This is a genomic window from Pseudoalteromonas sp. MM1, from assembly GCF_030296835.1.
Lineage (GTDB): Bacteria > Pseudomonadota > Gammaproteobacteria > Enterobacterales > Alteromonadaceae > Pseudoalteromonas.
On the sequence record NZ_AP027922.1, the window covers coordinates 3,326,967 to 3,339,322 of the forward strand.

General features: G+C 41.4%; 13 protein-coding genes. 5 read left to right on the top strand and 8 right to left on the bottom strand.

Annotation, left to right across the window (positions count from 1 at the left end):
* Positions 1-8: 8 nt before the first annotated feature.
* The 8 genes from mutL to cutA form a co-directional block, all read right to left on the bottom strand.
* Positions 9-1,865: a DNA mismatch repair endonuclease MutL gene (mutL, locus tag QUE46_RS15000; protein ID WP_286245456.1), complete on the bottom strand. Its 1,857-nt coding sequence runs from the start codon at positions 1,863-1,865 to the stop codon at positions 9-11.
* Between the two features lie 34 nt (positions 1,866-1,899).
* Positions 1,900-3,243, bottom strand: coding sequence for an N-acetylmuramoyl-L-alanine amidase (locus QUE46_RS15005; protein WP_286245457.1), 1,344 nt, complete (start codon positions 3,241-3,243; stop codon positions 1,900-1,902).
* A 66-nt stretch (positions 3,244-3,309) separates the two neighbouring features.
* Entirely contained in the window at positions 3,310-3,786 is a 477-nt protein-coding gene (tsaE, locus tag QUE46_RS15010) for a tRNA (adenosine(37)-N6)-threonylcarbamoyltransferase complex ATPase subunit type 1 TsaE (protein ID WP_286247787.1), read from the bottom strand.
* Between the two features lie 124 nt (positions 3,787-3,910).
* On the bottom strand, positions 3,911-5,251 hold the full coding sequence (gene accC / locus QUE46_RS15015; RefSeq protein WP_024031477.1) for an acetyl-CoA carboxylase biotin carboxylase subunit: 1,341 nt from the start codon (positions 5,249-5,251) through the stop codon (positions 3,911-3,913).
* A 25-nt stretch (positions 5,252-5,276) separates the two neighbouring features.
* Positions 5,277-5,738 (bottom strand): acetyl-CoA carboxylase biotin carboxyl carrier protein, encoded by a 462-nt coding sequence (gene accB, locus QUE46_RS15020; protein ID WP_286245458.1) that lies wholly within the window; start codon positions 5,736-5,738, stop codon positions 5,277-5,279.
* Between the two features lie 32 nt (positions 5,739-5,770).
* Positions 5,771-6,223, bottom strand: coding sequence for a type II 3-dehydroquinate dehydratase (gene aroQ / locus QUE46_RS15025; protein ID WP_286245459.1), 453 nt, complete (start codon positions 6,221-6,223; stop codon positions 5,771-5,773).
* Positions 6,224-6,451: 228 nt separating this feature from the next.
* A complete protein-coding gene (locus QUE46_RS15030; protein WP_286245460.1) occupies positions 6,452-8,266 on the bottom strand; it encodes a protein-disulfide reductase DsbD in 1,815 nt (604 codons plus the stop codon).
* Positions 8,266-8,586, bottom strand: coding sequence for a divalent-cation tolerance protein CutA (gene cutA, locus QUE46_RS15035; protein ID WP_286245461.1), 321 nt, complete (start codon positions 8,584-8,586; stop codon positions 8,266-8,268). Before cutA ends, QUE46_RS15030 begins: the two co-directional genes overlap by 1 nt.
* Before the next feature lie 188 nt (positions 8,587-8,774).
* On the opposite strand from cutA, the gene QUE46_RS15040 reads away from it, so the two are divergent.
* From QUE46_RS15040 to QUE46_RS15060, 5 genes are all read left to right on the top strand, one after another.
* Positions 8,775-9,251 carry an FxsA family protein gene (locus tag QUE46_RS15040; protein ID WP_286245462.1) on the top strand — a complete coding sequence of 159 codons (477 nt, stop codon included), beginning with the start codon at positions 8,775-8,777 and terminating at the stop codon, positions 9,249-9,251.
* A 109-nt stretch (positions 9,252-9,360) separates the two neighbouring features.
* Positions 9,361-9,648 carry a co-chaperone GroES gene (locus QUE46_RS15045; protein WP_004587676.1) on the top strand — a complete coding sequence of 96 codons (288 nt, stop codon included), beginning with the start codon at positions 9,361-9,363 and terminating at the stop codon, positions 9,646-9,648.
* Positions 9,649-9,696: 48 nt separating this feature from the next.
* Positions 9,697-11,346, top strand: coding sequence for a chaperonin GroEL (groL, locus tag QUE46_RS15050; protein WP_286245463.1), 1,650 nt, complete (start codon positions 9,697-9,699; stop codon positions 11,344-11,346).
* A 137-nt stretch (positions 11,347-11,483) separates the two neighbouring features.
* Positions 11,484-11,750, top strand: coding sequence for a hypothetical protein (locus QUE46_RS15055; protein ID WP_374761384.1), 267 nt, complete (start codon positions 11,484-11,486; stop codon positions 11,748-11,750).
* A gap of 210 nt (positions 11,751-11,960) precedes the next feature.
* Positions 11,961-12,353 carry a VOC family protein gene (locus tag QUE46_RS15060; RefSeq protein ID WP_286245464.1) on the top strand — a complete coding sequence of 131 codons (393 nt, stop codon included), beginning with the start codon at positions 11,961-11,963 and terminating at the stop codon, positions 12,351-12,353.
* Positions 12,354-12,356: the final 3 nt, after the last annotated feature.

Consider the following 12,356-nt stretch of genomic DNA (forward strand, 5'->3'; position numbering starts at 1 on the left):
CGGGTACCTTAATTTAATTGCGTTAAATAGTGTTCTAGGTCTATTTTAACTGCTTTTTCTTTTAAACGTTCAATTGTTTGCGGATTATTTTGTAAGCTAATTTGTAATTCAATAAATGCATTACTTTCATAAAAGCGCTCTGGTACACAACTAAGCTGCCATGTAAGCCAAGTTTGTAACTCGTTGAGCTGTGTTTTACATGCACCTAGTAAGCTTTCAACCGCAGCTGAGGCTTCAAGTAAATATAAACACGTGGGCAGCTTTTTAACCATCACAAACTGTTTTTCAATAACTAGCTCAAAGCCTAATAAAGTAAACCACGATTGCTGCTGAGCTATTAGTTCGCAGTCAGCTTTTTCAAGGTTAACCCTTACCGGTAGTAGCAAGGCTTTACCCTCTAAATTACCCAGCTCTTTTATTTGTGCATGCCAGTAATCAACAAGTGCATATTTATAGTGTGAGCAAAATAATTGCTGCTGCTGAGTAAATACACACACACCTTTATTTACATTTAATAGCTGCACACTTTTTAATGCGTGTGCAGCGCTCTCATCAGTAACGGGCTGCGCTGATACACTATGGGCAAAATGAGCGGCTTGTTGCTCACTCACCCCTTGATAAAATGCATTTACATCGTGATGATTTGCACCATATTTTTGAGACGGTGAAGAATACCCCGCAGCGCCACCACCTGACCCTGCGCGATTAGAGGGGGCACGACTAGTAAAACCACCGTTTTGTGAATCTATTGGCTGTAGCTGTGATTTAGGGTAATCATACTGCACTGACTGGTTATTAACCGCGTGACTTGGCTGCTCAATAAACGTTGAGGATTGGTAATCGTCAGTAGGCGCTTGATTAGTTGCAAATTCACCTTGTAGCGGCACAACGACTTGCTTAATCGCCTGCAATATAAAGTCGTGCACTAACCGGCCTTGATGAAAACGCACCTCGTGCTTAGCGGGGTGAACATTTACATCCACTTGTCTTGGGTCAATATCAATATAAATAACAAAACCAGGCAGCTCTTGTGCGCCACTTACTTCTTCAAACGCCTGGCGAATAGCGTGTAAAATTAGCTTATCACGCATCATGCGATTATTTACATAGGTATATTGCGTGGTATTGGCTGACCCCACTGGCAATACCCAACCATGTAACTGTAAACCACTTTCGCCAGATTGAATATGCAACCCTTGCTCAGCAAAGGCTTTACCTGCAACTTGCGCAACCCGAGTAATCGCTTGATTAGGATCGGTTTTAGCACGGTACTGTCTAACCACCTTTTGGTTATGTGTAAGTGTAATCGACACGTCAAAACGACTCAGTGCAATGCGTTTTATAAGCTCATCAATATGGCTAAATTCGGTTTTTTCGGTGCGTAAAAACTTGCGCCTTGCGGGGGTGTTAAAAAATAAATCTTTAACTTCTATCGTTGTGCCATCTGGGTGAGCAACCGGCTTTATTTGCACCTCCATATCGCGGCCCTGTGCAAACGCTTGCCACGCGGCATCTTGTGCTTTAGGCTTTGAGCTTAGCGTTAAACGCGATACCGAACTAATAGATGCAAGTGCTTCACCTCTAAAACCTAACGAGCAAATATTTTCTAAATCATCGAGCGATTTAAGTTTACTGGTTGCATGGCGCGAAAGCGCTAAAGTTAACTCATTTTTACCAATACCGGAGCCATTGTCACGAATACGAATAAGCTTGTGGCCGCCGCGTTCTATATCTATTTGCACGCGCGTAGCGCCCGCATCTAAGCTATTTTCTACCAGTTCTTTAACCACCGAAGCTGGGCGTTCGACCACTTCACCTGCCGCTATTTGGTTAGCTAATCGTGCAGGTAATATTTCAATACTCATGGGGCCCCTAATACTTGTACAGGTTTAAAAAACATCAACTCTGCGGTATGTCCAACTCTTGACCTATAAACAAGGTGTTTGAGCGAAGTTGATTAACTTGCTTTAACTTGGCTATCGATACGCCATAGCGGTTTGCTAATAAGCTTAGCGATTCACCTGGGCGAACTTTATGCTTAGTTGGGTACTGCGATTTAAGCTTGGCAAATAACGAATCATCCGGTGGGTTTTTTAAGTAATAATTTTTTATAGACGTAAACATCGCTTTAGCTAAGCGCTCTTGATGATTAGCGCTTTTTAACATGCGCTCTTCACGTGGGTTTGAAATAAAGCCTGTTTCAACCAAAATTGAAGGTATATCTGGCGACTTTAATACGGCAAGGCTTGCATGTTGTGGATCTTTTTTATGTAATTTAGCGACCTTTTTTAGCTCTTTAACTACTTCTTCAGCCACGCTAAGCCCTGTTTTCATTGAGTGGTCCATCGACATATCAAGCAGCGCTTGCGCGAGATATTTTTCGTTTGCAGCATCTTTAATTACATCAGCTGCACCGCCTAAAAGCTCCGAGTGTTTTTCTTTATCTTCTATCCATTTACCAATCTCAGAATTAGCGCGACCAAGGGATAACACCCACACCGACGCCCCATTTGGTCCTGGGCTGGTAAATGCATCAGCATGAATTGACACTAAAAAGTCAGCTTTTTTTTCTCGTGCTCTATTAGTACGAGTGTTAAGTTTAACAAAATAGTCACCACTTCTTACCATGCGCGAAATCATGCCGCGTTCACCGTCAATCATGCGCTCTAAACGTTTAGCGATTTGCAGTGTAATGGTTTTTTCATACGTACCAGAAGGCCCAATAGAACCTGGATCTTCTCCGCCGTGGCCCGCATCAATTGCAATAACAATATCTCGCTCTTGGTTTAACTGGCGTTTTTTAGCAGCTTTTTGGGCAGGAGTTGTACTTACTGCGGGTTCACTTTTATTATATAAATCCACAACCAGTCTGTTTTTGTAAGGGCCTGTAGGTGCCAGCGCAAAAATAACCGGCTTAATTGGCGCGGTGAGCTCAAATACAAAACGTACACTTTGTTTATTTTTAGGCTTTGAGTAGCGCAGCTTACTAACAATTTTATGTTTAGAAGGAATACTTGGTAATACTTTTAAGCCTTTCGTATTTTCAAGATCGACCACCAAGCGACTTGGGTTTTTAAGCATAAAATAGCTAAAATCAGGCTTGTCATCTAAATCAAATACCACCCGAGTGCTATCTGGCGAGGGCCATACCCGTACACTATTTATGGTGTTTTGTGCCCACAACGGTAAGCTCACAGCGAAAACTATGAAACAAATAAAAAGTTTAACTACACCTCGATTCATTATAACTACCATTGCCTTAACTATTTATTATTATGAAAGTGGATACATTGATCCGCTATTAGTTTATTAACCAAGGTTTAGGTTATTGAGTTTTTCAACAATTGCTACTCCACGTTCACTAGCACTGTTTACTGCAATTTTACGCTCATCCCCAACGTAACTTAAGGTAATGTCTAAATCGGGAACGGGTATAAACTCGCCGCCTTTTTCTGGCCACTCAACAATACAAATAGCCTGCTCAGAAAAGTAATCTCTTATGCCCATGTACTCAAGTTCTTCAGGATCGCCTAACCGGTACAGGTCAAAATGATATACATTAGCACGTGCCAGCTCGTATGGCTCTACCAACGTGTAGGTTGGGCTTTTTACCTTACCTTTGTGGCCACAGCCCTGCACTACACCACGCGTAAATGTTGTTTTACCTGCACCTAAATCACCATGTAAATAAATTACTGCACCTTGCTCTATAATAGCAGCCACTTTGCTACCCATTGCTACTGTGGCTATTTCATCATTTAGGTGAGCTTCAAAACTACGCGTCATTGTTACCTCAAAATTTACTAAAAGCGCATCTTTGCTAATCATACCAGAATATTTCTTGAAGGCGATAAATTGGCGTTTTAGGCATAAAAAAACCGGCCTAAGCCGGTTTTAATTAACTGGAGCTTTATAGCCCTAGTTTTTTCTCAAGGTAGTGGATATTTGTGCCACCACTTTGGAAGTTTTCGTCTGCAAGAATTTTTTTATGTAATGGCGTGTTTGTTTTGATGCCATCAATAACCAATTCGTTCAACGCATTACGAGCACGGGCAATAGCCACATCACGGTTTTCACCGTAAGTAATAAGCTTACCAATCATCGAATCGTAATGTGGAGGTACTGTATAGTCAGCATAAATATGACTATCCCAACGAATACCTAAACCACCTGCAGGGTGGAAACGTGTAATTTTACCCGGCGATGGGATAAACGTTTCAGGATCTTCTGCATTAATACGACATTCAATTGCATGGCCGCGGATAACCACGTCATCTTGCGTGAAAGATAGCGGTTGCCCAGCAGCAATTTTTAGCTGCTCTTTAATTAAATCAACACCGCTAACCATTTCAGTCACTGGATGTTCAACTTGAATACGGGTGTTCATTTCGATGAAGTAAAATTCGCCGTTTTCGTATAAAAACTCAAACGTACCTGCACCACGGTAACCAATTTCAATACATGCACGTGTACAGCGCTCACCAATAAATTTACGCACTTCTGCCGTTATACCCGGTGCAGGTGCTTCTTCAACTACTTTTTGGTGACGACGTTGCATAGAGCAGTCACGCTCGCCCAAATGAACAGCATTACCTTGTCCATCAGCAAGTACCTGAATTTCAATATGCCGAGGGTTTTCAAGGAATTTTTCCATGTAAACCATGCTATTGCCAAAAAACTGTTTCGCTTCTTGTTGAGTAAGTGCGATTGAATCAATTAATTCGGCTTCGCTACGTACTACACGCATACCACGGCCACCACCGCCACCAGCGGCTTTAATAATTACTGGGTAACCAATACGCTTTGCAATTTGCATGTTGCGTTCTTTGTCATCCGATACAGGACCGTCAGAGCCAGGTACACAGGGTACACCGGCTTTGCGCATTGCATTGATTGCCGATACTTTATCACCCATAAGACGAATAGTGTCGCCTTTTGGACCAATAAATACAAAGCCGCTTTGCTCAACTTGGTCAGCAAAATCTGCATTTTCTGAAAGAAAACCATATCCTGGGTGAATCGCTACAGCGTCTGTCACTTCAGCAGCCGCAATAATACGCGGAATATCTAAGTAACTTTCGGTGGCTGGAGGTCTACCGATACAAATGGTTTCATCTGCAAGTAATACGTGCTTAAGATCGCGATCCGCCGTTGAATGCACAGCAACCGTTTTGATCCCAAGCTCTTTGCAGGCGCGCAATACGCGAAGTGCTATTTCACCTCGGTTTGCAATGACTACTTTATCTAACATAAGAGTTGGCCTTTAGGTTACTAAATTATTCAATGATGAATAGAGGTTGATCAAATTCTACTGGTTCGCCATTTTCAACTAAAATAGCTGTAACTGTACCCGCTTTATCTGACTCAATTTGGTTCATCATTTTCATTGCTTCAACGATACATAATGTATCACCTACTTTAACTTGAGAACCTACTTCTACGTATGCTGGCGCTTCTGGAGACGCTGCTGAATAAAATGAACCAACCATAGGTGATTTAACTTGATGACCGGCAGGCGCTGCTGGTGCCGCTTCGGCTTCAACAGCTGGTGCTGCTTGTGCTGGTGCCGCAGGCGCTGGAGCAACAAATTGCTGTGGTGCGTACTGAGCGTAAGCAGGACCCGCGCTCATGTTGTTACGGTTAATACGTACTGATTCTTCACCTTCGGTGATTTCTAGCTCAGCAATACCTGATTCTTCTACTAATTCGATTAGCTTTTTGATCTTGCGAATATCCATGAACGACCCGCCTATAAGTTTGTTAGTTTAAATTAATTCGAGTTTTGCAACCGGCTCACGGCAGCGTTTAAAGCTGCGTGGTAACCCATTGCACCTAATCCACATATCACACCTTGCGCCACATCAGAAAAATATGAATGATGACGAAATGCTTCACGTGCATGCACATTACTTAAGTGCACCTCAAAAAAAGGAATATCAACGCTTAACAATGCATCACGTAAAGCGACGCTAGTATGCGTAAATGCAGCAGGATTAATAATTATGTAATCAACTGCCTGCCAAGCATCGTGTATTCTTTCAATAAGGGCTTGCTCACTATTACTTTGAAAATGCGTAAGCTGAACATCTAGACCCTCTGCCGCGGTCGTTAGTTCGCTCATAATTTCACCAAGAGTGTGCAAACCGTACTTTTCTGGCTCACGCTTTCCTAGCATGTTTAAATTTGGACCATTTATAACTAAAAGTTTAAATTTTGCAGCCATAATACGCGATATATCCTCTAAGTAATGAGTTAAGCCGTTGCGAGCTAATTTTGTACACTAAAGTAAGTATAAAAAACAAAAATTGCAACAAATTCTCACGTTAGCCAACTATTATAGTCAGTTCGATGTAAATAGCAGCAAAATACTGGTCTAATCTCTGGAGGTGTAATAAATATGACGTAATTGGAGGCTAGCCACTTGGTAAGCCCAAGCGGCTAAATTGCACTATTATTGTGCGCTGGCGCGCACTCTAGCTAGGTGGGTGGCAAAATCATCAGCGTTTAAAAATCCTGTAACGCGCTCAGAACTTAGCTCCTGCCCTTGTGTGTTAAAAAACAAAATGCTGGGTAAACCAAACACAGTGAACTCTTCCATTAGCTCAATGGTGGTATCATCACTTTGAGTTAAATCGATTTGAATTAACTGATAGTGACTAAATTCACTCTGTACTTTGGCATCAGGAAATGTGTAATGCTCAAACTCTTTACATGCCACACACCAATCGGCGTATAAATCAACCATTACTAGTTTGCCTTGCTGATTTGCCTCAGCAACGGCCTTTTTTAGCTCGGTTAAATTAGCAACCTGCTTAAACTCATTACTTTGCTGACTCACCAGCTCAACTTGTTGAGGCGGCCAAATTACGTTTTTAGCTAATGTAAAACCAGTTAGCACTAAAAATGTAGCGCTCAACCAAAGTCCTGTTTTAAGTTTGCTTTGTGGCTGTGCACTTTGCCAGTGGTGTAAATACAATGCTGTTGCAAGCGCTAAAACACTCGCCATAAGCAAAATAATGTCGGCATCAACAATACGCTCTAATAAAATAAGTGGCACTACAAGCATAATAAAACCAAATAATGTTTTAACTTGCTCCATCCAGCCGCCGGCTTTAGGCAGCAATTTACCACCAGACGTACCAAGTAATAAAAGGGGGAGGCCCATGCCTAAACTTAATACATACAGGGTTAAACCACCGACTAGGTAGTCACCACTTTGCGCCACAAATAATAGCGCAGCAGATAACGGTGCTGTGGTACAAGGTGATGCAATTAACCCCGACAACACCCCCATTAAAAACACACCTAAGTAATTGCCGCCTTTTTGGTTATTACTAACTTGCGTTAGCTTGCTCATCATACCGCTCGGTAACTTAATTTCGTACCAGCCAAACATCGACATTGCGAGCAATACAAACAGTAAGCTAAAACTAATAAGTACATAAGGGTGTTGTAAATACCCCTGCACTTGCCCGCCTAAGGCCGCCACTACTAACCCTAATGCAGCATAAGTAAGTGCCATACCTTGTATATATACAAACGACAACGCAAACGCTTTTTTAGTTGAAAGGTTTTGCTGCCCTGCAATTAAACTCGATAAAATAGGAAACATAGGGAACACGCACGGTGTAAACGCAAGCCCCACTCCAACCGCAAAAAATATGAGTAAATTAGTTACTAAACTTTGACTTGCTAATCGCTCTGTAAAACTTAAATCTTGAGTGGGTGTATTACTTTGGCTACGTGTTGTATCAATAGAGGGAGTTAATGCGTTTAATGTATCAGCAGCATTAGCTGATGAGTTATTACCTTGCGCTTGCTCTGAGGCAATAACGCTTAAAGGAATACTAATAACCTCTGGCGGATAACACAGCCCTGCTTTGGCACAGCCCTGGTAGCGCACCTTAACAATAGCACCCTCGGTAACATTACTGAGCTTGCTTATAACACTTACACTATTGAAAAAAACTTCGGTTTTGCCAAAAAACTCGTCTTCAATTATTTCGCCAGTACCGGCATCGCCTACCTTTATGTTGGCGCCTTTGGCGATAATTTCTATTTTCTTTTTGTAAAGGTAATAGTCAGGGGCTATATCCCACCCCACAAATAAAGTGCTACCTTGCTGATCAAAATCAAATACAAACGCTTGGTCTACAGGTAGAAAGGTTTGCTGTGGCGGGGCAAGTAAATCACCTAGCACATTATTGGTGTTTGCCTTTACCGGAAGCGCCAGCAAGCTAACCAATAATAAAAAGAAAAACCGCATTAATTTAATACCTCATCCATCCAATGAAAATAAGCCAAATTACCAGTGGCCACATCAACCACTTGAATTTCGGGTACTTCGTAACTGTGTAAACTTTTGATGGTTTCAAAAACATCATTCATTTTTTCTGATTTTGTTTTAATCAGTAGCTTTGCTTCTACCTCTTCGGCCACATTGCCTTCCCACATATAAATTGAGGTCATATTTGGTAAAATATTTACACACGCCGCTAATTTTTGCGCTACAAGTGCCTTAGCTAGAGTGCGTGCTTCAGCCTCATTTTTACACGTGGTAAATATCAATTTAAATTGCGTAGTCATAATTAACCTTTACTAATTTATAGGGAACTAATGCAATAGTATCTGATAGCTAGTGTAATGTGTAGGCGATGAATAATTGTAGATATTAAGCAATTATTAATCACTTTAAGCTCAACCTTGAAATTAGACCCTTTCACCCTCACTTATATTTCATCCACTCTTTTGAGTGCCATTATTTAGAGAGCCCTATGTTTAGATTTTTATTTGTGTTGTTTATTATCATTCCTATTATCGAAATTGCGCTACTAATACAGGTTAGTGATGTAATTGGTGGATTTGCGACTATAGCCCTAGTGATTGTTACGGCTATTTTGGGCGCCAGAATGGTTAAACAACAAGGAATGGGGGCATTACAAAATGCACAAAGCCAAATGGCCCAAGGGCAAATGCCAGCGAAAGAATTATTTACCGGTATTTGCGTGATCATTGCAGGGGTTTTATTGCTAACCCCTGGCATTATGACCGATGTATTTGGCCTACTATTATTAACCCCCTCAATACGCAACAAACTTGCTGCAGGCCTTGCAAGTCAAGCAACGGTTCGCATGAGCACAGGTGCACAGCAAGGCTCTTCAGCCTTTACACAACACTCACACTCGCAGCAAGAACAACAGCATGTAAATAAACCAACTACCATTGATGGCGAATATGAGAGAAAAGATTAAAAATTTATCGATTTTTCTCTTGGAATTTTACACTCTACCCCCATTAATGAATGCAAATTAGAAAAGCTTTTTTCTGTACTGTTCAGAAACTGTTAGGAGAACTAAAAAAATGAACATTCGTCCTTTACAAGATCGCGTAATCGTTAAGCGTCTAGAAGAAGAAACCAAGTCTGCTGGCGGTATTGTATTAACTGGCTCTGCAGCTGAAAAATCAACTCGCGGAGAAGTTATTGCTGTTGGCAATGGTCGCGTTCTAGATAACGGTGACGTTAGAGCTTTAGAAGTAAAAGCCGGTGACACTGTGTTATTTGGCTCATATGTTGAAAAAACTGAAAAGATCGAAGGTCAAGAGTACCTGATCATGCGTGAAGACAACATTTTAGGCATTGTAGGCTAACCCTACTTTTCGTTTAACAAACATTTAAGAATTTAGAGGAAATTAAAGATGGCAGCAAAAGAAGTACTTTTTGCAGGTGACGCACGCGCTAAAATGCTAACAGGCGTAAATATCCTAGCAAACGCAGTAAAAGTGACCTTAGGTCCTAAAGGCCGTAACGTAGTACTAGATAAATCATTTGGCTCTCCAGTGATCACTAAAGATGGTGTATCTGTAGCAAAAGAAATCGAACTTGAAGACAAGTTTGAAAACATGGGTGCACAAATGGTGAAAGAAGTTGCATCTAAAGCAAATGATGCGGCGGGTGACGGTACGACTACCGCAACTGTACTTGCACAATCTATTGTAAACGAAGGTCTTAAAGCAGTTGCTGCGGGCATGAACCCAATGGATCTTAAGCGCGGTATTGATAAAGCAATTATCGCTGCAGTAGAAGAGCTTAAAGCGCTATCTGTACCATGTGCTGATACTAAAGCTATTGCACAAGTAGGTACTATTTCAGCTAACTCTGATAAAGAAATTGGCGAAATCATTGCTAACGCAATGGAAAAAGTAGGCCGTAACACAGGTGTTATTACTGTAGAAGAAGGTCAATCACTAGAGAACGAACTAGATGTTGTAGAAGGCATGCAGTTTGACCGTGGTTACCTATCGCCTTACTTTATCAACAACGCTGAAAAAGGCGCTGTTGAGCTAGACAACCCGTTCATTCTACTTGTAGATAAAAAAGTATCTAACATCCGTGAACTACTACCTACATTAGAAGCCGTTGCTAAAGCAAGCAAGCCACTATTAATCATTGCTGAGGACCTAGAAGGCGAAGCACTTGCAACGCTTGTAGTTAACAACATGCGCGGTATTGTTAAAGTATCAGCTGTTAAAGCCCCTGGTTTTGGCGACCGTCGTAAAGCAATGCTACAAGATATCGCCGTATTAACTGGCGGTACTGTTATCTCTGAAGAAATTGGTTTAGAGCTTGAAAAAGCAACAATTGAAGACTTAGGTACTGCTAAGCGTGTAGTAATCACTAAAGATGATACAACTATCATTGATGGTGCGGGTGAAGAAGATGGCATTAACGGCCGTGTTGCTCAAATTAAAGCACAGATTGAAGAAGCAACGTCTGACTACGATAAAGAAAAACTACAAGAGCGCATGGCTAAACTTGCCGGCGGTGTTGCAGTAATTAAAGTAGGCGCAGCAACTGAAATTGAAATGAAAGAGAAAAAAGACCGTGTTGAAGATGCATTACATGCAACTCGTGCAGCGGTTGAAGAAGGCGTAGTACCCGGTGGTGGTGTTGCTCTAGTACGTGCTGCTAGCAAGCTAGTTGAGCTACTTGGCGACAACGAAGACCAAAACCACGGTATTAAAGTTGCACTTCGTGCGATGGAAGCACCACTTCGTCAAATCGTAACTAACGCAGGTGATGAAGCATCTGTTGTTATTAACGCAGTTAAAGGTGGTGAAGGTAACTATGGTTACAACGCAGCCACTGGCGAATACAACGACATGCTTGAAATGGGTATCCTAGATCCAACTAAAGTAACGCGCTCTGCACTACAATTTGCAGGTTCGATTGCGGGTCTAATGATCACCACCGAAGCAATGGTTGCTGAAATCCCTAAAGAAGAAGCTGCTGGTGCCCCTGATATGGGTGGCATGGGCGGAATGGGTGGTATGGGCGGCATGATGTGATCATCCTCCTTTAAGCACCTTGCTTATATAAAAACCCAGCTTCGGCTGGGTTTTTGCTTTTTAATACAAGCCTATTGTTATTGCTCAATTTATCTTCATATCTATAGCATGAGTTGTTGGATTAAAGGTAAAAGCATTTGCTTAATAATAATGAAATAATCACCTTCTTTATTTTGGTATCACTTATAACAGGGTTAGTGGTATTTATTGCCTGGGTTATGCTTAAGCTCGTTATATGGGGTAAGAGCATGTCTAAAGGAGCGTATTTATTTTTAGCGTTTTTTCCACTAATTTCACTTATGCCTATTCCACCCCCTACTTATGAAAATGTTCAAAAGGCCAAGCAAGAACAGCGTAAACGCAAAGAAGACTCAGGTGATGACCCTACGAATGAAGATGAGTAAGCCAGTTTAGCTACTAAATTAAAACACTTTTTAAGGACGCTTTAAGGTTTTAAATAGAGTGAATTCTTTAGGCTAGTACTATATACGGAGCCAATGGATAACGTACAGCCCCCCTTTAGATAAACTTTAATAACCATTTACCTATACTATTCAACCCTGTATTGATATGTGAAAATACACCGACATAAAACAACTTTAGGTTTTTAAGTTATGCCAAAGCAGCATATAGGTAGTATTGCTCTTGTTGTAAAAGACTATGACGAAGCAATTGCATTTTATACAAAAAAATTAAGCTTTGAATTAGTTGAAGATACGGATTTAGGTGATGGAAAACGCTGGGTGTTAATAACCCCACCCAACTCAAACGGCACACACATATTACTTGCACAAGCCACAGAACCAGAGCAGTTTAGCGCTGTTGGCAACCAAGCAGGTGGCCGTGTATGGCTATTTTTAAACACTGACAACTTTTGGCGTGACTACGAAAGCATGCTAGAAAATGGCGTAGTATTTCATGAGCAGCCTCGTAATGAGCCTTATGGTACGGTGGCCGTATTTGAAGATCTCTATGGCAACAAATGGGATCTTATTCAACAGAGCTAACTA